At 52.2% G+C, this 21,451-nt stretch carries 23 protein-coding genes; 11 read left to right on the top strand and 12 right to left on the bottom strand.

The window, feature by feature from the left end; genetic code table 11:
* Positions 1-5: 5 nt before the first annotated feature.
* Positions 6-1,034 (bottom strand): multidrug transporter subunit MdtN, encoded by a 1,029-nt coding sequence (gene mdtN / locus EDF75_RS19050; protein ID WP_115191934.1) that lies wholly within the window; start codon positions 1,032-1,034, stop codon positions 6-8.
* Positions 1,035-1,040: 6 nt separating this feature from the next.
* Complete coding sequence (locus EDF75_RS19045; RefSeq protein ID WP_133600515.1) at positions 1,041-1,313, bottom strand: YtcA family lipoprotein; 273 nt, start codon at positions 1,311-1,313, stop codon at positions 1,041-1,043.
* Between the two features lie 272 nt (positions 1,314-1,585).
* Here EDF75_RS19045 and yjdI point away from each other — a divergent pair, with 272 nt between their 5' ends.
* Together yjdI and EDF75_RS19035 are read left to right on the top strand one after the other, a co-directional pair.
* Positions 1,586-1,816 carry a 4Fe-4S mono-cluster protein YjdI gene (gene yjdI / locus EDF75_RS19040; protein WP_041147123.1) on the top strand — a complete coding sequence of 77 codons (231 nt, stop codon included), beginning with the start codon at positions 1,586-1,588 and terminating at the stop codon, positions 1,814-1,816.
* Positions 1,817-1,827: 11 nt separating this feature from the next.
* Complete coding sequence (locus tag EDF75_RS19035; RefSeq protein WP_041147122.1) at positions 1,828-2,100, top strand: GNAT family N-acetyltransferase; 273 nt, start codon at positions 1,828-1,830, stop codon at positions 2,098-2,100.
* A gap of 195 nt (positions 2,101-2,295) precedes the next feature.
* Here the strand turns inward: EDF75_RS19035 and EDF75_RS19030 are convergent, their stop codons facing one another.
* Both EDF75_RS19030 and EDF75_RS19025 read right to left on the bottom strand, forming a co-directional pair.
* Positions 2,296-3,537, bottom strand: a complete 1,242-nt coding sequence (locus tag EDF75_RS19030; protein WP_133600514.1) for an MFS transporter — start codon at positions 3,535-3,537, stop codon at positions 2,296-2,298.
* Positions 3,538-3,724: 187 nt separating this feature from the next.
* Positions 3,725-4,666 carry a LysR family transcriptional regulator gene (locus tag EDF75_RS19025; RefSeq protein WP_208113326.1) on the bottom strand — a complete coding sequence of 314 codons (942 nt, stop codon included), beginning with the start codon at positions 4,664-4,666 and terminating at the stop codon, positions 3,725-3,727.
* A gap of 160 nt (positions 4,667-4,826) precedes the next feature.
* Between EDF75_RS19025 and EDF75_RS19020 the strand changes: the two genes are divergently transcribed.
* Positions 4,827-5,852, top strand: a complete 1,026-nt coding sequence (locus EDF75_RS19020) for an alcohol dehydrogenase catalytic domain-containing protein (protein WP_208113324.1) — start codon at positions 4,827-4,829, stop codon at positions 5,850-5,852.
* A gap of 227 nt (positions 5,853-6,079) precedes the next feature.
* On the top strand, positions 6,080-6,517 hold the full coding sequence (gene alaE, locus EDF75_RS19015) for an L-alanine exporter AlaE (RefSeq protein ID WP_241722818.1): 438 nt from the start codon (positions 6,080-6,082) through the stop codon (positions 6,515-6,517).
* A 24-nt stretch (positions 6,518-6,541) separates the two neighbouring features.
* Here alaE and EDF75_RS19010 read toward each other — a convergent pair whose 3' ends face one another.
* On the bottom strand, positions 6,542-7,351 hold the full coding sequence (locus tag EDF75_RS19010) for an SDR family NAD(P)-dependent oxidoreductase (protein ID WP_133600512.1): 810 nt from the start codon (positions 7,349-7,351) through the stop codon (positions 6,542-6,544).
* Between the two features lie 31 nt (positions 7,352-7,382).
* Here EDF75_RS19010 and EDF75_RS19005 point away from each other — a divergent pair, with 31 nt between their 5' ends.
* From EDF75_RS19005 to EDF75_RS18990, 4 genes are all read left to right on the top strand, one after another.
* The gene (locus EDF75_RS19005; RefSeq protein ID WP_208113323.1) at positions 7,383-7,787 is read left to right on the top strand and encodes a winged helix-turn-helix transcriptional regulator; all 405 of its coding nucleotides are present in this window, start codon (positions 7,383-7,385) and stop codon (positions 7,785-7,787) included.
* A gap of 646 nt (positions 7,788-8,433) precedes the next feature.
* Complete coding sequence (locus EDF75_RS19000; protein WP_076945871.1) at positions 8,434-9,135, top strand: NlpC/P60 family protein; 702 nt, start codon at positions 8,434-8,436, stop codon at positions 9,133-9,135.
* A gap of 166 nt (positions 9,136-9,301) precedes the next feature.
* Positions 9,302-9,937 carry a hypothetical protein gene (locus tag EDF75_RS18995; RefSeq protein ID WP_133600511.1) on the top strand — a complete coding sequence of 212 codons (636 nt, stop codon included), beginning with the start codon at positions 9,302-9,304 and terminating at the stop codon, positions 9,935-9,937.
* 194 nt (positions 9,938-10,131) lie between these two features.
* On the top strand, positions 10,132-11,205 hold the full coding sequence (locus tag EDF75_RS18990) for an alpha/beta hydrolase (protein WP_133600510.1): 1,074 nt from the start codon (positions 10,132-10,134) through the stop codon (positions 11,203-11,205).
* Positions 11,206-11,384: 179 nt separating this feature from the next.
* Here EDF75_RS18990 and EDF75_RS18985 read toward each other — a convergent pair whose 3' ends face one another.
* From EDF75_RS18985 to EDF75_RS18975, 3 genes are read right to left on the bottom strand one after another with little or no spacing between them, the layout of a single operon-like run.
* Positions 11,385-12,311, bottom strand: coding sequence for an SDR family NAD(P)-dependent oxidoreductase (locus EDF75_RS18985; protein WP_133600509.1), 927 nt, complete (start codon positions 12,309-12,311; stop codon positions 11,385-11,387).
* A 48-nt stretch (positions 12,312-12,359) separates the two neighbouring features.
* Entirely contained in the window at positions 12,360-13,280 is a 921-nt protein-coding gene (locus EDF75_RS18980) for an NADP-dependent oxidoreductase (RefSeq protein ID WP_133600508.1), read from the bottom strand.
* A gap of 23 nt (positions 13,281-13,303) precedes the next feature.
* Positions 13,304-13,750 (bottom strand): ester cyclase, encoded by a 447-nt coding sequence (locus EDF75_RS18975; RefSeq protein WP_133600507.1) that lies wholly within the window; start codon positions 13,748-13,750, stop codon positions 13,304-13,306.
* Positions 13,751-13,862: 112 nt separating this feature from the next.
* Here EDF75_RS18975 and EDF75_RS18970 point away from each other — a divergent pair, with 112 nt between their 5' ends.
* Positions 13,863-14,774 (top strand): LysR family transcriptional regulator, encoded by a 912-nt coding sequence (locus EDF75_RS18970; RefSeq protein WP_076945877.1) that lies wholly within the window; start codon positions 13,863-13,865, stop codon positions 14,772-14,774.
* 260 nt (positions 14,775-15,034) lie between these two features.
* Here EDF75_RS18970 and EDF75_RS18965 read toward each other — a convergent pair whose 3' ends face one another.
* Positions 15,035-15,919, bottom strand: coding sequence for a LysR family transcriptional regulator (locus tag EDF75_RS18965; protein ID WP_076945878.1), 885 nt, complete (start codon positions 15,917-15,919; stop codon positions 15,035-15,037).
* A 159-nt stretch (positions 15,920-16,078) separates the two neighbouring features.
* Between EDF75_RS18965 and attM the strand changes: the two genes are divergently transcribed.
* Positions 16,079-16,873 (top strand): AttM family quorum-quenching N-acyl homoserine lactonase, encoded by a 795-nt coding sequence (gene attM, locus EDF75_RS18960; RefSeq protein ID WP_166646216.1) that lies wholly within the window; start codon positions 16,079-16,081, stop codon positions 16,871-16,873.
* Positions 16,874-17,183: 310 nt separating this feature from the next.
* On the opposite strand, the gene EDF75_RS18955 is transcribed toward attM, so the two are convergent.
* The 3 genes from EDF75_RS18955 to EDF75_RS18945 all read right to left on the bottom strand — a co-directional run bounded on the left by EDF75_RS18955 (position 17,184) and on the right by EDF75_RS18945 (position 20,222).
* Entirely contained in the window at positions 17,184-17,588 is a 405-nt protein-coding gene (locus EDF75_RS18955) for a nuclear transport factor 2 family protein (protein WP_133600505.1), read from the bottom strand.
* Between the two features lie 157 nt (positions 17,589-17,745).
* The gene (locus EDF75_RS18950) at positions 17,746-18,291 is read right to left on the bottom strand and encodes a GNAT family N-acetyltransferase (protein WP_133600504.1); all 546 of its coding nucleotides are present in this window, start codon (positions 18,289-18,291) and stop codon (positions 17,746-17,748) included.
* A 197-nt stretch (positions 18,292-18,488) separates the two neighbouring features.
* Positions 18,489-20,222 carry an ABC transporter ATP-binding protein gene (locus tag EDF75_RS18945; protein WP_133600503.1) on the bottom strand — a complete coding sequence of 578 codons (1,734 nt, stop codon included), beginning with the start codon at positions 20,220-20,222 and terminating at the stop codon, positions 18,489-18,491.
* Between the two features lie 575 nt (positions 20,223-20,797).
* Between EDF75_RS18945 and EDF75_RS18940 the strand changes: the two genes are divergently transcribed.
* The gene (locus tag EDF75_RS18940) at positions 20,798-21,259 is read left to right on the top strand and encodes a SymE family type I addiction module toxin (RefSeq protein WP_133600502.1); all 462 of its coding nucleotides are present in this window, start codon (positions 20,798-20,800) and stop codon (positions 21,257-21,259) included.
* Positions 21,260-21,451 lie beyond the last annotated feature (192 nt).

Raw genomic sequence — 21,451 nt, 5'->3', positions numbered from 1 at the left:
TCCCCTTACTGCGGCTGCAGCACGGCGCTGGCGGAGGCGCCCATGCGGAACAGTTCAGGGTCGGGATCTTTGACGGCGATCTTCACCGGGAAGCGCTGGGAAACGTGGACCCAGTTGATGCTCTTCTGGATGATCGGCAGGCCTTCAATCACGCTCCCGCCTTCGGGCAGCACCCCGGAGCCCACGGAATCCACCACCCCGGAGAAGGTTCTGTCGTGGTTGGTCATCACGGTAACCCGCGCCGGAACCCCCGGACGGACGTTTTTAAGATCGGTTTCGCGGAAGTTGGCGATCACGTACCAGCGGTCGTCATCCATTAGGGTAAACACCGGCTTGAGCGCCGAGGCGTACTGGCCGACGGTGGTTTTCAGCGCCACCACCACGCCGTTGAAGGGGGCGTGGACTTCGGTGAATTCAAGATGCAGCTCCGCCAGCGCAATCTGCGCCAGGATCCCCGCCCGCTGGGCAACCATCGCGTCTACGCCGGAGACGGCGGCGGAGGCCTGCTTCGCCTGCAGCAGCGTCGCCTGCAGCTCGGCGCGGGCGGCCTTTTCCGCGGTTCTTGCCTGGTCGAGATCTTCCTGCGAGGCAAAGCCCTGCGGCACCAGCGGCTCGAGGCGGGTGCGGGAAGAGGTGGTCTGCTTAACCAGCGCCCTGGCGCGTTCGACGGCGGCGGCCACCGACTGGGCGTTGTACTCCTGGGCCTTAACCGTGCGCTGGGTCAGCATGATTTGCGCATCCAGTGTCGTCAGCCGGGCTTTGGCGTCGTCGAGCATCGCCTGGTAGGGGCGCGGATCGATGCGGAACAGCAGATCGCCTTTTTTCACCCGCTGGTTGTCGCGGATCGGCATCTCGACGATCCGCCCGCTCACCTCCGGCACCACGTCAATGGTGTCGGTATAGACGTAGGCGTCGTTGGTGGCCGGCGAGGTCTGGAGCTGCCAGATAACCACAATAAGCGCCACGATCGCGGCGAGGACGAGGGCCAGCAGGGGCCACTTTTTCCGTAATACGCTTGGGCTGGAGTTTGTCATAGCGGCTTAGTTAACGAAGAAGAGGAACCACAGGATCGTGGCGAACAGGAACATCAGCGCCAGGTAGCTGAAGACCAGCGGCGAAAATCGCGGCTGCCAGCCCCGGCGAACGATCAGGATATGGCAGGGAATGAGTAAAAATACGCCGCCCAATAAACAGAAGAACCAGCCGGGAAATGCGGCGCCTAATACCGGGATCGCCGGTGATAAAGAGCAGCCGGAAATTAAAGGCGCGGTTAATAATAGTGCCGGCGGAGCCAGCTTCGCTATACGATTCAAGGGAGGATACCTGCGCGCTCATATCATTGTGAAATGAGTTTAATCGGCCTGAAGGGTAATTAAAAGCCGCCTGGCAGACTAAAAACCTATATTCCTGGCGCCGGTTGAGCTTAGGTTTTACATAGTGGATGAATATAAACGCATTTATTTTGCATCAACCGCGGTAGCGGCCGAGAAAATAGGGGTAAAGGGTTTCTGCCGCTGCCCGTAGTCAGCGCCCCCCGCCAGGACTATGCTTAGGGTCTGAACAATAAAAACAATGGGGCAATGTCATGGATAAGGAACTACTGGACGCGGGGTTTCGCGCCTACAGGGGAGAGAAAATCGATGTCTACTTCAATACGGAAATCTGCCAGCACTCGGGGAATTGCGTACGCGGTAGCGCGAAGCTCTTCAATCTGAAACGTAAGCCGTGGATCGTGCCGGACGAGGTGGATGCCGCCACGGTCGTGCGCGTCATCGATACCTGCCCGAGCGGCGCCCTGAAGTATCGCCAAAAATAAGTGAGGACGTGATGGAAATACTGGAAGGCCACAACAAGTTTTACGTCAATGACGCCGAGGGCAATCAGGTCGCCGAAATTGTCTTTGTCCCCACCGGGGAGCATCTCAGCATTATTGAACATACCGACGTCGACGAGAGCCTGAAAGGGCAGGGCGTGGGTAAAAAGCTGGTGGCGAAGGTGGTGGAAAAAATGCGCGGCGAGCAGCGTAAAATTATCCCGCTATGTCCGTTTGCTAAACACGAGTTTGATAATACCCGCGAATACGATGATATCCGCGCCTGATATAAATGCGCCGGCTTTCGCCGGCGCTAAATTTTAGGGGATAACCGCAGACGCGCTTGCCGCATCCGGGATCTCTTTTCTGGCGCTTATTTCGTTGAGAAAGAGCTTAGCCAGATTTTTTGCCGAAGCCGCGCGCGTCAGTATTATTTCGGCAGCACGTTTGCGGCTGTGCGCATAAAGTACCTCGCACCTTTGCTATCCGTGGGTGCCTTCATTTTCCAGCCTCTGCCGTTTGCGCAGGTGCGGGAAAATGGTCATCCATATCGCCACCACCACCAGCGTGCCGATCCCGCCGAGCGCCGCGGCCGGTACCGCGCCCATCCACGCCGCCAGCAGGCCGGACTCAAACTCGCCGAGCTGGTTCGAGGTATTGATGAAGATGGCGTTCACCGCGTTCACCCGGCCGCGCATATCATCCGGCGTATCGAGCTGCACCAGCGCGCCGCGAATGACCATGCTCACCATATCGAACCCGCCGAGCGCGGCCAGCGCCAGCAGGGAGAGCCACAGCTTCGTCGAGAGCGCAAACAGCAGCGTCGCCAGACCAAAGCCGGCCACCGAGGCGAACATGATCAGGCCCACGTTCTTCTCCAGCTTGTTGCGGCTGAGCCAGACGCCCACCAGCAGCGCGCCGACCGATGGCGCACCGCGCAGCATCCCCAGGCCCCAGGGGCCGGTGTGCAGAATATCCTGGGCGAAGATCGGCAGCAGCGCCGTCGCCCCGCCGAGGAGTACGGCAAACAGATCGAGCGAGATCACACCCAGGACGTCTTTTCTCTCGCGGATAAAATGGACGCCGGCAAACAGGTTCTTAAGATTCATCGGCAGGCGGGTTTGCGGCGGCCGCTCGTAGCGCAGCCGGCTCACCAGCACAATCGAGAACAGATAGAACAGGGCGGAGACGCCGTAGACCACTTCCGGACCGGCGACGTACAGCAGGCCGCCCAGGGTTGGGCCGATAATTACCGCCGCCTGTCCCCCGACGGAGCTGGCCGCCATCGCGCGGGCGAGGATCGGCGGCGGCACCAGCGCCGGCAGCATCGAGGTGATCGCCGGCCACTCCAGCGCTTTTGCCACTGAGATTAAGAAGACCAGCCCCCAAATCTCAATTTTGTCCGCCCAGTGCAGCAGCGTCAGCGCCACCAGCCCGAGCAGCGCCGCCCATTCGATGAATTGGCCTAGCAGCACGATGCGCCGGCGATCGAACTGATCCGCGAGGTGTCCGGCGGGCAGGGCCAGCAGCACTGAGGGGAGGAACTGCATCAGGCCGATCATCCCCAGCGCCATCGCGCTGTGGGTGATGGCGTAAATTTGCCAGCTAACGGCAACCGAAAACATCTGAAAGCCAAACGATGAACAGGTGCGCGCCAGCCAAAAGGTGACGAACGACCCGTGCCGCAGGAGAGAATCGTCCGCTGCGGATACCTGTGAACCCATAGTCTTATCCCATTCAAAGCCAATATTCCGGCCAGCATCTTTGTACCGGCCTGGTGAGGCGCCCGTAACGGGCGCTTCTTATCTTTTTTTGCACATTGCAGAGTGCGACATCCTGGCCGTTCGGGCAGTGGCGAGGCGTGCGCTGAGCATGCGATTAATTATCTTAAATGGGATTAAGTATGCGCGTCTAAGTATTCGCCGTCTTGCCCGGCGGCTCGGGCTTAGCGCGCCGGGTCAGTTCATCGATCAGCGCTCGCAGGGCGGGTGAAACGTGACGATGGCCGGAATAGTAAAGACAAAGCCCGGGATACGCCGGACACCACTCCTCTAAAACCCGTTCAAGACGGCCGTCGCGCAATGCCTCCATGGCAAGGTGATCGGGTACAAAGGCGATCCCGATTCCATCGATCGCCGCCTCCACCATTATCGGCTGATCGCTCAACGTCAGCGGCCCCGTGACGTTAATCTTTTCAATGAATCCTTTATGTTCAAACTCCCAGCGATAGATCGCCCCGCTGTCAAAGCGAAAGCGTATGCAATCGTGGTGATAAAGATCCTGCGGAACGGCGGGGCGCCCGCGGCGCTTGAAATAATCGGGCGAGGCGATTGCGGCGAAGCGGACCGGCCCCATAAGCGAAATCGCCACCATATCCTTTGGCACCGCCTCGGCCAGGCGGATGCCGACATCGAAACCGTCGGCAACGATATCGCTGAGCCTGCCGTCGCTAACGATATCGAGGTGAATGCCGGGATAGCGCGCCAGAAAGCCGGCCAGGATGGGCTTCAGGACCAGGCGAATGGCGCCCTCGCTGGTGTTAATCCGCACCGTTCCAGCGGGCGTCTGGTCATGTGCATCGAGTTCCTGCAGCGCATCTCCAATCGCATCCATTGCCGGACGCAATTTGGCAACCAGGCGCTCTCCCGCCTCGGTCAGAGAGACGCTGCGCGTGGTCCGGTGAAAAAGCCGGACGTTCAGCCGCTTTTCAAGGACCTTGATCGAATGGCTGATTGCCGACGGCGTCATGTTCAGCTGGATCGCCGCCGCACGAAAGCTGCGGTTAACCGCGACGGCCAGAAAAGCGGTAAAGGCTGAAAAATCAGCGCCCTTCAATTGGTGAATGTCTTTCATCATCACATCAAAAATTGCGTGGATTGTTTTGATAATCCACGAACCATAGACTCGAAATAGCAGGAACTCAACATGCTTCGCTAACTTTGCGTTTCCCATTGACGGTAACCGCGCACCCGCCTGCTTCCCTCATTACGACAAGTGAAATAAGGATAACCAAATGAAAATGAAAGCGATTGTTATGACCGGTGCCAACCGACCGTGGGAAGTCCAGGTGCTCCCTGTTCCTAAGGTTGAGCCCGGGCAGGTGCTGGTAAAAGTGCATGCTTCAGGCATGTGCTACACCGACGTGTGGGCGACACAGGGGTATGGGGGCGACATTTACCCGCAAACGCCGGGTCATGAAGTTGTCGGGGAGGTTGTCGAAGTTGGGGCCGGGGTCCACACGCGCGTGGTGGGGGATCGCGTGGGAACCACCTGGGTGCAATCGTCCTGCGGCCGCTGTCCATACTGTCGTGAGAACCGGCCGTTGACGGGCCAGACGGCGATGAACTGCGTTCAGCCGCGTACCACCGGCTTTGCCGCGCAGGGAGGCCACGCGGAGTATATTACGATTGCGGCTGAAGGAACCGTGCTTCTGCCCGACGGGCTGGATTACGTCGATGCGGCGCCCATGATGTGCGCAGGCTATACCACCTGGAGCGGTTTACGCGATGCCGCGCCGCAGCCCCGTGAGAAGGTGGCGATTGTCGGCATCGGCGGGCTGGGGCATGTCGCGCTGCAGCTCTCCCGCGCCTGCGGGTTTGAAACTATTGCCGTTACCCATTCAGCGGATAAGCATGCGCTGGCCCGCCAGCTGGGGGCCGACCATGTGGTGGCGAACGGCAAAGCGCTGAGGGAAATGGGCGGCGCGGACGTGCTGCTGGTCACCACCAACCACTTCAACGCGGCTGAGGATGCGCTCACCGGGCTGCGGGCCGACGGCAGGGTGGTGCTTTGCGGGCTTGATTTTAACCGGCCGTTCTCGATCTCCTCCGAAGGCGTGCCGTTTCATATGATGCGCCAGCGCGTCATCGGCTCAACGCACGGCGGGCAGCACTATCTGAGTGAAGTGCTCGATCTGGCGGCACAAGGCAAAGTGAAGCCGATCGTGGAGACATTTTCGCTGGATCAGGCTGCGGAAGCCTACGAGCGCCTGGCCTCCGGCAAGATGCGCTTCCGGGGCGTGTTTACGCCCGCGCGGTAATAGGGGAGGAGCTGAAAAGGGGGCATTATTGCCCCCGCGGGCGGCCGCTCCGGGGCCGAGGTAGGGGAAACCTGTAAGGGGAATGGGGCAAGCGGGGCAGCGGATAGCAGGGCGGGTCACGGATTATGCCCGTATGCTATAGTTTTAGGCTTCTCGGTGAATGAGAAGGCGTTTAATCACTCCACCACGACAGGAAATGTAATTTGCCTCAACCCCCGGAACGGTCGATGCGTCGGACCGCATTTATTGCAGATACCGCAGCGCTGATCCTCTTCTTCACGACAACCGGCATTATTAACGAACGCGTGATAGCCGGTATGACCTGGGAACAGGTTCTCCACGCCCGCCTGCTGGGAGCGGCGCTGATGATTCCGGTCGCAAGGCCCTACGGCATCTGGCGGGATTGGCTGATGCGGCGTGCCGGCCCCGGTCGGGTGTCTCAACTGCTCTGGGACAGCGCGGCTTTGGTCAGTTTCCAGGTGCCGATCTATGCGCTGATTATTGCCTTCAGCGGCGCTTCGGGAAGCGGGCTGGTGCGAGGCACTCTCGGCGCCGCGCTGATGATGCTTTGCCTGGGGCGGCCTTACGGCGCGTTTCTTAACTGGGTGCGTAAGTTATTCGGCCTGCCTCCCGGAGGCAGCAAGCCGATGTCGTTGAACAGCTGAGCGGGGCTGTGACCCGCGGTACCTTTAGAGTCCGGGCCACATGCCGCCATCAAGTCTTAAATTCGTTCCGGTAATGTAGCTTGCCCGGGGGCTGGCAAGAAATGTGACGGCATCGGCTATTTCCTCAAGCGTTCCCACGCGGCCCATCGGAACCTGGGCGAACATGGGAAGCACCGAGCGCTCAACTTCTTCCCATCGCGCATTGTCAGACAGGCCGACATTTTTAGCCGTTTGCCGGAAAGCTTTGTCCAGGCTGGGGCTATGAATGGTGCCGGGTGAAACGGTATTCACCGTGATGCCTTCTTGCGCAACCGCCTTTGACAGGGATGAGGTCATGGCAAGCATTCCGGCCTTCGCCGCAGCATAATCTGGCCGCTTGTCCGGCGGCATCAGCGCCGCCATGCTCGAAATATTAATGACTCTTCCCCACGCCTGAGCGCGCATCCCCGGAAGAAAATGGTTGATGACCCGCAGGGCGGAGAGGACGTTTTTATCATATCCCTCAGCCCATGTTTGCGGGCGGGTTGACGTCCACTCTTCAGCGGGTCCGGAACCACCGGCGTTATTGACCAGAATATCTACCGTTTTCGGGAAGGAATTTACCCGATCGAAAAGAAGCCTGACATCGTCATCACTCGTCAAATCACCGCTGACAAAGTAGGCCTGCCCGCCCTGATTTTTAATATCGTTCGCGACGCTTTCCGCTTTTGACCGATCGCGGCCGTGTATAATGACGGTAGCCCCCTCACCGGCAAGCGCTCTGGCGATAGCCTCACCGATACCTTTGCTGCTGCCCGTTACCAGCGCGGTTTTACCTTTAAGCTTCAGGTCCATAGCTTTTCTCCTGTAACCCTATTGCAGCCCATTGGAAGACAAACCGATGAACGAATCAATTAGGCACCTAAAAGTGCCTGTAGAGTATGAAGAAAGAGAACGCTGTCTGGGGCCAGAGGGCTCCGTTGCCCACGTGACCCGGGTGGTTAAATTAATTTCCGCAAAATGGACGCTGCCGATCTTCTTCAGGCTCTGCGCCGAGCCCGGAATGCGTCACTCGCAGTTCTTAAAAAGCATGCCTGAAATATCCCATAAGGTGCTGACTCAGCATCTGCGCAAGCTGGAAAGCGACGGGCTCATCTTCAGGACCGATTTTGGCGAACAGCCCCCGCGCGTTGAATATGGCGTGACCGCTGCGGGGATGGCTCTACTGCCGGTGCTGATTTCGATGAGAGAGTTTTCGCGGCATTATCTTGAAAAGACGGATAATGCTTAGCGGGAGGATAGCGGCTCTGAATTTGCAGAAAAAATGCTGGATAAGTGGATGTATGAACGGGGGGGATCTGCATAGACTTTTCACGACTCTGAATACCCACGAATAATCCAACGGTGGAGTCTTTCTGCGGCAGGTTACGGCAAGAGGCTCTGAACAAGAGCAGCCTATTTTGCAAGCCTCTTTACGGGGAAAAACGCTAAGGTACTGCCGTCATTGCAAAAATAGTCAGAGAATGCCGAAACAGAAGAAAGGCATCGCTCCTGCATTATCATTCTGTAACGGACTCAGTTTCAGGTCGTTTCAAGGGCAGTAGAATGAAACGCGGCCGGGCAGTAAGGTTCCAGGGTACCCCGGTAATGCCCGGTTAATCGCCGTGCCGCCTTGCCAGTTCCAGTTAATAATTAATTTCCACTAAAAAGCAAAGGGATTGGAATATATATGACTCTTTTTAAATGATTTCCCGTACAGTTTTATCTGTGTCATGAATGATAACCTTATGATATTTAAATTAATATTGAAAATAAAATGTCACTTGTATGGCTTTGGCTGTTTTATTTTTTTTGTTGTAGTGTTTAACTGTTTGTTACAGTATTTACAAATATCAATACATTATTTTATTCATAACTCTTTCTGAGAGGGTTGCAGAATGAAAATAGATAAAATTCAAGAGCGCCTTAAACAAATTGGTATTGATCCCGGACCCGTTGACGGATTCTATGGAAAAAAAACCATCAAGGCGGTTAAAATTTTTCAGGAGCAAAATGGCTTACAGGTGGATGGTATTCCCGGTCCCAAAACGTTATCAAAGCTGTTCGCCGGAATAGCCCTTGCTCCGTCAAGCACGATTATCCCGGTTGAGCTTGTCTGGTTAACTGAAGCAATCCGTTTATTTGGTGTAACAGAAAAGCCCGGGCCTGGTTCGAATGTCCAGATACTTGAATGGGCTAATGACCTAAATCTTCCATATAACGGTGATGAAGTTCCATGGTGTGGTTTATTCATTGCACATTGCATTAATACCACTCTACCAGATGAGCCATTACCAGCGAATCCACTGAAAGCAAGAAACTGGCTAAAATTTGGCGTCAACACAACGCCTACGCTAGGTGCTGTCATGGTTTTTTCACGGCAAGGTGATGGCGGACAAAAAGGGCATGTAGGCCTCTATATGGGTGAGAATACGGCGGCTTATCGTATCATCGGGGGGAACCAAAGCGATAAGGTATGCTTTGCTAACATTGCCAAAACACGTTTGCTTGGCAGTTTTTGGCCATCCGTAGTCGCATTACCTCTACAACCTGTCATACCTGCAGTGGGCGATGGGACTCTGTCCTGGGATGAGTTGTAGAACATAATTTTTGTTTTTAATTAAAAGATAACAACCCTTAAATAAAAAACTGCCATCGTGTTTATAACTATTTTAACGTTAAATCTGAATGTTTGATGAGAATTTGTCTGATACTCCTGGTGTTGTAATTCCGTTATTAATACAGAATTGTTAAGCGAGGTGTGTAATGGAAGCGTCCCTGACAGTACTCGGTATGCTCTTTTTCATGTTTCTTGTTCTGGCAACCGCGGTTGAAGCTATCCTTGAAATGTTTCGAGGCATGCTGGAGTCTGTCGGGATTACCTTTTTAAAGGGCAAATACTCCGTGGAAGATGTCCTTAAATTATCGAATGACATAAGCTCTGATAACGCAGGATTGAATTCAAAAATAGCGCTGGTTAAAAGTGCAGCACAGCAGTTAGGGGGTAAGGTAAAAACTGAAATAGATCAACTTAAAAAACTGGATGTCGAACTTTCGCATAATGTAAACAATAAAGAAAAAGTCACGGCAGAGCTAGGGATAATAACGGCTGAAATTAAGAAACGGCTAGAGGCAAGTGAAAGTACCAGAATATTTATACTGCGAACCCTTTCTGCCATTATTGGTTGTTTAATTGTATGGAAAACTCATTTTTATATTTTAGAAATACTTACCAATACACCTTCTTCTCAGGGAGTTAAAAGTGTAACATCAGAATTAAATAACTCACTTTTTAACATTTTAGTTGGTGGTTTGGGCGCCGCTGCAGGAAGCTCATACTGGCACGATCAGCTGGATAGAATTAGGGATCTTAAAGCACTGAGTAGAACATTCTCTAAATAACACGTTGCAAAAATGTAAAGCTTTTGAATTGCTTCTGGATTATTATATAGCCAACCGGGGAGCGTAATTCTTAGGATCGCTGTGAGGTTGGTGCGCAGTTATTATACCTCTGCTTTATCTGCCAGTTAGAATATGTAATTACAGTATTGTGTAATTTATTCATTAATGATGATTAATCAGTAAGGATATATAACATGTTTATTGTAACCAATAGAAAACTTAATGTCAGCGGTAAAGGTACTAAGGCCTTTGGCCAGACCCCCAATGAATCGGGACCAAACGAGTTGCGTTTAGTATCTGTAGAGAAGAATGGTGATAATTGGACGGTTAATATCCTTCCGGATAAAGCAACGGAAAAAATGAAAACAGATGCAGAGCTTAATGAAACCGGTAGGGTGTATTTCGCCAGTGATTACGTAGCCAGTATTTTATTTAAAAAATTACAGGCCGAGAAGAAAAATCTACTTTTCTTTGTTCATGGATATAACAATAACATGGAGGAGGTCTTGGAAAGAGCTAACCGACTGGAACAATTATACAGTGTAGAAGTCCTGGCATTTTCCTGGCCTGCTAATGGGGGTGGGGTTTGGGGAACCACATCTTATATGAGTGACAAGAAAGATGCTCGAGCTTCGACCGGAGCGCTGGAGCGCGCCCTCGGAAGAATGTCTTATTTATTTAGAGAACATGTTGAAAAAGTAAAAGTTGAAATCAATAAAAAAGTAGATAAAAAATTAGGTAATAAAATATCTGCGGAAAAACGCAATGAGTTAACAATGGAGTTACAAGAAAATAACTGTACGATCTCAGTTAACATGATGGTTCATAGCATGGGGAATTATCTTTACCAGTATACTCTTTTCCCAAAAAGTTCAGAAGCTCATGAATTACTTTTTGATAATGTCATTCTGGTTGCTGCTGATACTAATAATGAAGGGCATAAGGATTGGGTTGATAAAATACCATGCCGTAAATCGGTGTATATTACATTAAATGAGGATGATAAAGCATTACGCTGGTCTCGCGCTAAAGTAGGGGAGGAACAGTTACCTCGCCTTGGTCATTATCTGCACAACCTGGATTCCAGGCAAGGTGTTTATATAAATTTTACTGGAATTGTCGGGGACAGTCATGCCTATTTTGAAGGCACTCCTGTAGAAGGGCCAAACAACGTGGTGTTTAATTTTTTTAATAAAACTTTCAACGGTTTTAGCGTCTATAATGATTTACTTTTCAATGCGGGAATTAATAGCTATAGGTTGAAGTGATTACTGATCTAACCGGCTATTAAGTGTTTTTAATGGCGTATGTTCATGACCCCTGTCACGAACATCACGTTCGCCTTTACGTGCTTGAAATAATATATGGTGAAATTGCATGGAAGTATTTGGGCAGCAGTAGCATTCTCACAATCATAATCGAGCCTCAGATATTGGTTTGTGGGTTATTAAACTGCGCCTGATGGCGCGGGTGGAGTCAAATCTTCTAGCCCCATTTGACGCAGGAAGGCCGCCTGTTTCTCATGGTAAACCGCATCCACCGCTTCCGTACCCTTACGCTGGCCGTCAATAACCGCGCGGAATGGACGTTTGCCGCGGGGTAGAGCCAGCACATCGACAGCGGTTTGACCTACCGCCGAGACATTCAATGCTCCTCCGTTGGCCGCATCAATCGCACTAAGCCGATCGCCCAGGCTCGTTATTCGATTCGGCAAATCTTTATACTGCTGCTCGATTGAGAGGTATTCGGGGGCACTGGAATGCTCGAAGTGCTCGGTTCCCGACGTAAACGCACCCGGAACCAGGATGACGCTCTCAATGCCCATGGGGCGCACCTCCATACCCATGATCTCGGCTATCGCATCACCCGCAACTTTGCTGGCAATATAGGGGCCAAGGAAAGGTTCATGCAGGCGGGTAGTCGTACTCCCCACGTACATCAGAAGACCGTATCCTTGCCGGCGCATTGCCGGTAAAACTGCGCGATTAACGCGCAGCCAGGAGAGGGCGTTAGTGTCGATAATACGCGCAAACTGTTGTACCGAGAACGCTTCGGCAATACCTGTCATCAACATCCCGGCATTGTTTACCACCACGTCGATTCGCTCTTCCCTTGCGAGAATTTGGTTGACCGCCGCCTGACAGGCAACCTCGGACAGAACGTCAAGCTCAACCACATCCAGTGAAAGGTTCTCCTCTTGCGCAAGTTCCAATAGCGCATCGGCACGTTCGCGATTCTTTTGCCGAATCTCACGCATACTGGCGTAAACCTGATGACCTGCACGTGCAAGCGACAGGGCAATCGCGCGACCGATGCCAGAGCCGGCACCAGTCACCAGCACGACCTGCTGCGAGTTTTCTATTTCTTGTGTCATGGGGTAGCTCCTGCTTGGGTAGTATCGAATGTCCGAGGGAGTTCGGGTTTAGCTGCGCGTCCTGATTAACGCTTTCCCGCGCACGTGGCCTGTCGCTACTTTTTCCAGCGCAGCCCGAGCGTCTTCCAGCGGGAAAATCGTATCGGTCACAATCTGGAGATGGCCGGCCTGAAACTGATTGCTCGCTTCCGGAAGATAAGGCGTGGCGCTGGTGAAAAACACGGACTCGCCTGCCATCCCGTCTCTGCCTTGAATGTCGAACGCCACTAAGCTCACGATACGGCCGCCTTGACGCAGTACCGACCATGATTTTTCAAGCGTCTCTCCGCCTAAGGTGTCGAGGACAAGATCGATGTCGCGCAATGACGAAAAGTCTTGCGTGCGGTAGTCGATGACTTCGTCCGCTCCCAGGCTTTTCACCAGCTCGACGTTTGCACCCGAGGTGGTGCCGATCGCGTATGCGCCGGCCAGATGTGCTTGCTGAATTGCCATGCTGCCCACGCCACCCGCTGCGGCATGGATCAGCACGCGCTGTCCACGCTGCAGGCGGCCAACATCAAAGAGCGCCTGACGGGCCGTACCGAACGCGGTCGGGAGAGCGGCCGCCTGCTCGAAGCTCATGGCCGCTGGCATGATGCACAGGTCGGCAGCAGTTATGACAATGTGCTGCGCAATTGCGCCGCCGGAGTCAGGCATGCTGCGACCAAACACGCGATTTCCCGGCTGCAGCTGCGTGACCCGTGCACCGATGGCTTCGATGACGCCGCTAAAATCGGTGCCTGGTACGTAGGGAAAATCGATCGGGAAAACCTGTTGCAGGTAGCCTGCAATAATTTTTACGTCCAGCGGATTGATGCCTGTCGCCTCAATGCGAACCATAACCTCATCCGGCTGCAGATCGCGTACGCGTGCTTCGCCGATGCTGACGACATCCGGGCCGCCAAAACGCTTGATTAACGCTGCTTTCATGATGAACCTCGTCTTCAATACGATCAGGATTGAGCCGGGAACTGGCCGAGCTGAATGAACAGGCCGAACCAGTCCTCCATATGCCAGGTGGTGGTGACAAGGCCGTCGCTCAGCGTGTGAAATTCATGCAGTCGAAAACTTATCTTCTTGCCAGTCGGGGCGATGCCGAAAAATTCTCCCTGATGCGTACCGCCGATCTCTGCACGCACGCCGATCCGGCCGGGCACCTGAATCATGTCGTGGATGGCAATATGTACATCGGGAAAAGCCTCGCCGAAGCTGCGGATGATTGGCTTGATACCTTCCGGCCCAGGGCCTTGATTCGGCGCAAGCGGGATGTCGTCCCACTGCGGCGCCAGTACGGTATCAACCAGGTCGGGATTCTTTTCGCTGAAGGCGCGATAGAGCGTTTCTACGGCCAGGCGCTCAATGCGCAGGCGTTCGGTGAGTTCAGGACTCTCTGTATTCATGGGTCACCTTGGTTGGGTTGCGGTTACGTGCGATTGCTTAAGAGTGACGAGAGTATCTGCTCGATGATAAAATCCGTCTAACAAATAAACGGTATAATGGATTATTTGATTTATGGATTTTCATGGCATTGATTTGAATCTGCTCGCCGCCTTTGACGCGCTGATGAGCGAATGTAATGTGACGCGAGCCGCCACCCGGGTTGGGGTGAGTCAACCAGCCATGAGCGCAGCCCTGTCCAGGCTACGAAAGCTGTTAGGCGATCCGTTGTTTTTGCGCAGCGCCGAAGGCCTGCTGCCGACGCCGCGCGCGCGCGAGTTGGCCGAGCCCATTTCACAGGCATTGCGGCAGCTCGAAGCCACTCTGGTCAGGAAGCCGGATTTCGTTCCGGCGGAAGCAAAGCTGACGGTCAACCTGGGTCTGCCAGACTATCCGGCGTTCGTGGTGCTGCCCGCATTGTTAGAGGCGCTCGCAGAACAGGCGCCCGGTATTTCGGTCAATGTGCATGCCTTTAACGACCGTGACCATGCGGTGGACCTGCTTGATGCCGGAGCGATCGATGCTGCCATTGGCGTGCCGCCTACGCATTCCGATGGCCGCATCCTGACGCGGCCGATCCTGCGTGACGAATTCGTCACCATCATCGCAAGTAAGCATCCCGCAGCAAGACGCGGTATGAATATGAAGACCTATTTGTCACTTCCCCATGCGCTCGCCTCGCCGGAGGGTCAGCGACATGGTCTCGTGGATCAGGCACTGGCCCAGCTGGGCCAGCGGCGCACGCTCGCGCTAACGCTTCCTCACATGTTCGCCCTACCGGCCATCGTGGCCCGCACCGGTATGACGGCAACCGTCATGAAGCGGGTCGCGCTTCAATCTCCGGCTGGAAGACAGCTGGCCTTTTTCCCGCCGCCGGTTGCTTTGCCCGAGATCGTTTTTCATCTGATCTGGCATCGTCGAAGCGATGGCCACCAGGCGCAGAAGTGGCTGCGGACGCTGATCGAATCCATCGCGTTGGCGCTGTAGCTACCCGGCCAGTATTCGAGTTCGGACGGTAGCGTCAGCCAGGGCAGGAGGCCGTTTGGCATCGACAATGCTCCTGCTCTGCCACGCATAGAGTTTGCCGGGTTCATATTTTGAATATTTATTAGTAGGTTAGTCATGGATGAGGCAATGACTTTTTGTGGCAAATATGACGCAGGAGGGAAGGGGACTGAAGCCGTTGATGATCTGAGTTGAACGTAATATGACGGTCACCTATGCGCCAGAAGCGGACGTTATTCGTATCACATCAACTCAAGCAGAGACTCTCTGAGATAACCCTCCAGCAGAGATGCGCAAATTCGCGTTTCATATGACATCATGCCCGCCGGTGGATGGAGCAACCAGGCACTAAAAGGCGGGATCTGGTAGTGGTTTAAAAGGGGGATTAGCGCTCCCTTTTCGATTTCGTTTATGCAAACCGGAAATTGCAAAACACCAATGGCGTGTCCAGCTAATAAATAGGAGAGGACACTTCGCCAGTGCGTGGACTGAAATTTAACGTTGACGGGAACATTAATGAGTTGGGTTTCAGAGGTGAGCAATGGAATGCGATGACTGGCAAATACGCCAGAAACAGCGGCAAATGGATAATCAGCCAGCGCATCTGGAGAGTGCGGATAACCCATTTTAGCCAGCAAAGCAGGGGAGGCCAGTAACACTCTGCGTACGCTACCAAGTGGACGTGCGACAAAAAATCCTTCTGAGACCTCTCCTAGCCTCAATGATAAATCCACACCCTCAGTGACAGGATCGATGACACGGTCGTTAAAAATGACATCGACCTGCAGCCCCGGATGTTCGTTCTGAAGCTGTAACAGTGCAGGCATCAGTAAGCTTTCACCGGCAGAATAAGGCGCCGCAATACGGATTTTGCCTTGCAGCCCCTGATTTTCTTCATTCACAGAAAGAGCGTGCTCTGCCGCCTGAATCGCCGCTTTGCTTCTCTCATAAAACAAATTACCGCTCTGCGTCAGAGACATGCTCCGCGTGTTGCGCCTTAGCAAACGCGTACCAAGATGTGCTTCCAGTTTTTCTATTCTTTCACTGACGGCGGGTTGGCCAATGCCGAGATCGCGGGCTGCAGCCGACATGCTGCCCCGTTCAACCACCCTGATGAATATGCGCATTGCTGAGAAGAGATCCATTTAGCGATTATATTGGTTTTACCGATAAAAGTAATTCGATACAGGCATCTACTGTTCTTCTGCGAGATGATGAAAACTCAACGCTCAAATAAGAGTTAAGCAAAATATGAATCTATTTTGTTGATTTATTAGTGGAAGATAATTATGTCAGATATCAAACTTTTCATGTTCCAGTCAGGAACGCAGCATTGTAAATATCACCATATTCGGATGAATCAGGGAGTGGGAGAGAGTTATGAAATTCCGGTCCCTTGGTTCCTTCTGACACATTCGGATGGTTTTACCCTGATTGACGGTGGTCTGGCTGTCGAAGGATTGAAAGACCCCTGTGCCTATTGGGGAAGTGCTATAGAGCAGTTTAAACCGGTGATGTCAGAAGAGCAGGGCTGCCTGGAACAGCTTAAAAGGATTGGCGTCGCCCCAGAAGATATCCGCTACGTGGTACTGTCCCATTTGCACTCTGATCATACCGGCGCGATTGGTCGTTTCCCACATGCCACTCATGTGGTTCAGAGGCGAGAGTATGAATATGCCTTTGCTCCTGACTGGTTTACATCTGGAGCTTATTGCCGATTCGATTACGATCATCCTGAACTCAACTGGCTTTTTCTAAACGGGTTGTCTGAGGATAACTATGACCTTTACGGTGATGGCACGTTACAGTGCATTTTCACGCCAGGGCATTCACCCGGGCATCAATCTTTTCTTATCAGATTACCCAGCGGTACAAATTTTACGCTAGCGATTGACGCGGCTTACACCTTAGATCATTACCATGAGAGGGCGCTCCCTGGCCTGATGACGTCAGCCACTGATGTCGCTCAGTCTGTCCAAAAGCTACGCCAGCTTACCGAGCGATATAACGCGATATTAATACCCGGTCATGACCCTGAAGAATGGGAAAAAATCAGGCTTGCTCCAGCCTGGTACAGTTGAATCATTGCTCATTCATTCTTTAAAAACGGACCGATCGGAATGGCAAAACGTGACCTACTCTCCGTTTACTAACAGACGGCAATGCTAGCAATATCCGAGGCAACTCAATTTCCAACTTCCGCTCCTCGCTCTCAACTGACCAACAGCACTCACATCCGCTTCGTACCCGGAGCGGATGTAAGCAGGTATAATTGAACAAGGGTCAGGCCAGTATTGAATGCGGTATTAAGTCAGCGAACTCTCAATAACGAAAAAGTTCGCTGCACGCTCGTTTGAATGGATGTCTGAAGGGAACAAGGATATCTACAAATCAAAGACAGGCTTCGGAAACTGCGTAGCTATCCTCGAACATGCGAAAACGGGTAATAAGACCATTTTCAATGTGCATATCGAGTGCAAACTCGGTTTCAATCAGCTTGTTCGTTTTTTTAACGCGTGATGCAAGCTCGCCGATAGCCACTACATGCTTATCTTTGATAAGGATATCTTTGATTTCAAAATGTTCTGATGAAATCTGTGAGCGGATTTGCGCATAGAATTCGGCTACACCCTTTCTGCCGTGTTTGCGGCCAATCCAGGGGACTACCTGAGTATTCCCGGCGACCAGCCAGTCTACATTTTCACTAACCAATTCAGCTATTTCATTCACATCTTCTGCGGTGGCTATACGATGAAAAAAAGCTTCCGTTACTGCCTGCGGTGTTTGAATTGTCATAGTTTGCTAATCTCAGTCATCGTCGTTAAGGGGCTTTAGATTAATTGATTGTCTTAAAAATCGCCTTATCCTGCAGTGCCGCTAAGTGATGTAATTGAGAGCAATTGGCAAGTGACTTATTCTTATAGCTGCATTCACAATACGGTCTGTCAGTTTATCAACCTGGCATGCTTTTACTTATATGCCAGTCATCAAAAAGAAGAGCATATAGCATGCTGGGAGGGGCGTCTTTGACATCATCTATATCTCTGATGTAGCTCAGACCTGCCTTTTGCAGAACCTTTTGCGATGCCAGATGGTTTGCTCTTACAACAGCATTAACTTCTGCAAGTTTAATTACCTCAAACCCATACCTTACGGCATATTCAGCAAACTCCGTCGCCAGTCCTTTTCCCCATGCTTCAGTTGCAAACCGATACCCCAGATTATTGAACGGCTTATCGGCATAGCTGAGGATACTCAGCCCACCGAAGCCAATGATATCTTCAGGGCTGTCGAGAAGGGATATTGCCCAGTTACCAAAACCATTGGCGACCCAATGGTCTATCCATCGATGCAAAACCGCCTGCGCATGTTGAATATCTGGATAAGGTCCAGCCGGATTGAATTGGTTCGTGGCAGGGTCGCCATATATCCTGAATAGATCGGCTACATCTGATGCAACTACCGGTCTAAGACGTAAACGCCTGGTTTCAAGCTGCAAACTTACCTCCAGATTGCTGATTTCAACGTATTGGCTTCGATGGCGCCGCAGGTTGATTTAAGCACACTTCGGCTGCGAAGCCATCGCCTTGCTCGATTTCCGGTATGTCCGCCATACGCCAGGGGATAATAATGTTAGCTTTGGCGGAGTGACATCTGCAGCAACGTACAAAGTACCCGCGTACGACTCCCGTAGAATTAAACCGCCTGAGCCATCACCGATTTAAACTGCGCATGCCACATGTCGTAAAATTTTCCTCGTTGGCTCATTAGCGCGGTGAAGTCGCCATTTTCGATGACCTTTCCGGCAGACATCACGATAATCCGGTCGAATTCTTTGATGTTACCGAGCCTGTGCGTCACGGCGAGGACCGTCGTGTTGAGGGCGAGAATGTCATTAAATAGCCGATGCTCGGTTTCGGGATCGAGCGATGAAGAGAACTCATCAAAAATAAACAAACTGGCCTTTCGGTATAGCGCTCGCGCAATCGCCAGCCGTTGCCACTGTCCCGTGGAGAGCTCATCGCCGCCGAACTGCTTGCCCAGCCGGGTGTGCTGGTCATACGGGAACCCTACCTGTTTCAGCAATTCATCAACCGCGGGTGATGGGGTCTCAGCGTCGTAATGATTCAGGGCAATGTTTTCGCCCACCGTGAACTCATATTTTCCGTAATCCTGGAACACGGTGGCGATCTGATTCCGATAGCTTTCAATATCCAGCCTGTCGATCGGCACGCCTGACACCGACACCGCCCCCTCACTGAAGGCGTACATGCGCAGAATCATTTTAACCAGCGTTGTTTTGCCGCTGCCGTTATCACCGAGAATGGCGACCTTCTCGCCGGGGGCAATTTCAAGGTTAACCCCATTCAGAGCGGGATGATTACGCCCCTCATACTGAAACCGGAGGTTTTGAATGCTGAGTGCAAAGGGCGTTTCGGCGGGTAGGGTAAGATGGCCGTTTTTCACCGGTTCGATCTTATCCGTCATAAACGAATGATAGTGAGTGAAAAAACTGCTCATGCTGACGAGATTTGAACCATAGTTGGCTATCTCGTCGAGGTGCGATTTCATCATCACAATAGACTGGAACACCATCACCAGCGCGCCCACGGCAATATCGCTGGTGCGCAAGTTGCTTAAAAACAGCGTTACTCCGCCGAACAGCATCGCCAGGCTCAGCACCATAGCTGGCACGGGCGCGATGAGCGCGCGAATGCGCTGTTTGTGCATCCGTGAGTAGGTATGGCGGGCAGATACGTTAAATTTATTCAGCAGATATTTTCCAAGGCCGTACAGCCGGATCTCCTGCAAAAAACTCTTGTCCATGCTAACGCCATATACGTAGCGCATCGCAATCGCATCTTTAGAGGTGAGGAATAAGTCCCGCACGTATCTCTGCTGAATACGTATATTGATAACGATCATCGGTATGGCGGAGAGCGCGCAAATCGCCGCTCCTGCTCCTGAATAGTTGAGCAGAACCAGCAGCAAACTGCCGGCCATGATGATTGCCCGGATGACGTAAATGATACAGATGATGAAATTAAGCGGCCGATAGGCGGCTTCTTTTTTCAAATATTCCAGCTGCTCGTAACGCGCCTTGTTATCAAACAGGCTCAGGGAAAAGGAGTCATTCATGCGGCGCATGATCTTAGCGCTGAAGTAATTGGTTGAAATCTCTGTGACATCCCCCTGAACAAGATTGACCAGGGGCTGCATCAGCTGCATGCCGAGGAGTGAGACACACCAAACTGCGACGTTCAGCATCAGCTCGCCGTCGGTGGTTTGCGCTGCATGCAGCGTATTGATGATCTGGCCGGTCATAAAGACGTTGAGGGCCGGTATCAGCCCCTGAAGCAATACAACGGCGATGAGCGCGGTAATACGAAGGGGACATGAAGCAAAGACGTACCTGATAGCCAGTAGCACTGACGACCTCCCTTGTTGCAGCAGCCATGGATCGTGCGATGTGCAGATAATAATAGATGAGAATGGATGTCAATTGCATTAATGAGTTTGTTGAGTTGATCTGCTCCCTGTTGGTGAAGATACCCCGATGTTAGTTATGTCGTTGTTGGAGTTGCGAACTTCTGCTCCTCGCTCATAACTGCCCTTTAGTGTTACCGTTCACCTCGTTGCCTGTACTCTGACTCGCCCCCGTATCTAGGGTATGGGAGGAGGTGTTCGGCGGTCCGCCATTTTTGACGGAGGGCAGGGGATAGATACCATCAATGCCGCTACTGATGGCAGAAAAATTGCGTACTCTAATTAATAATGCAACGTTACATAAAATTATATTATTTCCTGAATCCACTTCGCAATAATCAATAATGTCTATTCAATATATACTGTGTTTTTATTCAGTGCGATATAATGAAGCCAGATAAAATTTTGCTTGTCATAACGGAAGGATGGAATAAACAGGAAGGTTTTAAAGAGCGCGGTAAGAAGGTGTACCACCACCTTCTTACCGCTAACCACAGACAACTAACGCGGAGTTGAATATGGCTGAGCAGAATTTTAAGCCAGAAAGTGCTATTTCCAAAATAGAATCTGATGAATCAGAAACCAGTAGCGAAAATTGCGAGCTGCTACGTAAAAAATCCGTTAAGCACTCGCAGAATAAATCCACAATGGAGTCACCACAACCGCTTAGCCGCACGGAGTTTTACGACCGTATGCGACATGACTATATCCCGCTCCAGGGTGACTGGCTTTCGCAGGCCGGATTTACGCCGGGTATGCCGGTAAAAATCAGAGTGATGCCAGATTGTATTGTGATCACCGCCCAGAACAGCCGGGAGCTGTTCGGTTGTGCTGAAGGGCTAAGCACGGCTCATTTCAGCAAGAAGAAAATGGACTTGTGGATCAAGACGTTCCCTGGTGCGCTTAACGATACCGGTGACCTGCCGGTCATCCGGCGGGAGAAGCCCCGCTATGATTGCCTGAAGCGAAGCCGTGACTGAATTTTAAAGTAAAATCCCGGCTCGGCGGCCGGGATTTTTGTGAAAATCAACCTTGATCTGATGGAGGCGATTTACGAGTGTTAAATTTATCTATTAATCTATAGATCAATGTTATAACAGTTATGGCAATTCCGCACATGCAACCAAATGCAATAGCGCGCTTGATCTGGTTCTCAGGGAAAATAAATACGC

The organism is Klebsiella sp. BIGb0149, from assembly GCF_004362605.1.
GTDB lineage: Bacteria > Pseudomonadota > Gammaproteobacteria > Enterobacterales > Enterobacteriaceae > Klebsiella > Klebsiella terrigena.
Note: the sequence above shows the minus strand (reverse complement) of the source record. Positions and strands in the feature narration are given on the sequence as shown.

Excerpts from the sequence above, each read along its gene's own strand:
- mdtN (WP_115191934.1), bottom strand. The coding sequence starts at position 1,034 with ATGACAAACTCCAGCCCAAGCGTATTACGGAAAAAGTGGCCCCTGCTG.
- yjdI (WP_041147123.1), top strand. The coding sequence starts at position 1,586 with ATGGATAAGGAACTACTGGACGCGGGGTTTCGCGCCTACAGGGGAGAG.
- EDF75_RS19035 (WP_041147122.1), top strand. The coding sequence starts at position 1,828 with ATGGAAATACTGGAAGGCCACAACAAGTTTTACGTCAATGACGCCGAG.
- EDF75_RS19030 (WP_133600514.1), bottom strand. The coding sequence starts at position 3,537 with ATGGGTTCACAGGTATCCGCAGCGGACGATTCTCTCCTGCGGCACGGG.
- EDF75_RS19025 (WP_208113326.1), bottom strand. The coding sequence starts at position 4,666 with ATGAAAGACATTCACCAATTGAAGGGCGCTGATTTTTCAGCCTTTACC.
- EDF75_RS19020 (WP_208113324.1), top strand. The coding sequence starts at position 4,827 with ATGAAAATGAAAGCGATTGTTATGACCGGTGCCAACCGACCGTGGGAA.
- alaE (WP_241722818.1), top strand. The coding sequence starts at position 6,080 with ATGCGTCGGACCGCATTTATTGCAGATACCGCAGCGCTGATCCTCTTC.
- EDF75_RS19010 (WP_133600512.1), bottom strand. The coding sequence starts at position 7,351 with ATGGACCTGAAGCTTAAAGGTAAAACCGCGCTGGTAACGGGCAGCAGC.
- EDF75_RS19000 (WP_076945871.1), top strand. The coding sequence starts at position 8,434 with ATGAAAATAGATAAAATTCAAGAGCGCCTTAAACAAATTGGTATTGAT.
- EDF75_RS18995 (WP_133600511.1), top strand. The coding sequence starts at position 9,302 with ATGGAAGCGTCCCTGACAGTACTCGGTATGCTCTTTTTCATGTTTCTT.
- EDF75_RS18990 (WP_133600510.1), top strand. The coding sequence starts at position 10,132 with ATGTTTATTGTAACCAATAGAAAACTTAATGTCAGCGGTAAAGGTACT.
- EDF75_RS18985 (WP_133600509.1), bottom strand. The coding sequence starts at position 12,311 with ATGACACAAGAAATAGAAAACTCGCAGCAGGTCGTGCTGGTGACTGGT.
- EDF75_RS18980 (WP_133600508.1), bottom strand. The coding sequence starts at position 13,280 with ATGAAAGCAGCGTTAATCAAGCGTTTTGGCGGCCCGGATGTCGTCAGC.
- EDF75_RS18975 (WP_133600507.1), bottom strand. The coding sequence starts at position 13,750 with ATGAATACAGAGAGTCCTGAACTCACCGAACGCCTGCGCATTGAGCGC.
- EDF75_RS18970 (WP_076945877.1), top strand. The coding sequence starts at position 13,863 with ATGGATTTTCATGGCATTGATTTGAATCTGCTCGCCGCCTTTGACGCG.
- EDF75_RS18965 (WP_076945878.1), bottom strand. The coding sequence starts at position 15,919 with ATGCGCATATTCATCAGGGTGGTTGAACGGGGCAGCATGTCGGCTGCA.
- EDF75_RS18955 (WP_133600505.1), bottom strand. The coding sequence starts at position 17,588 with ATGACAATTCAAACACCGCAGGCAGTAACGGAAGCTTTTTTTCATCGT.
- EDF75_RS18940 (WP_133600502.1), top strand. The coding sequence starts at position 20,798 with ATGGCTGAGCAGAATTTTAAGCCAGAAAGTGCTATTTCCAAAATAGAA.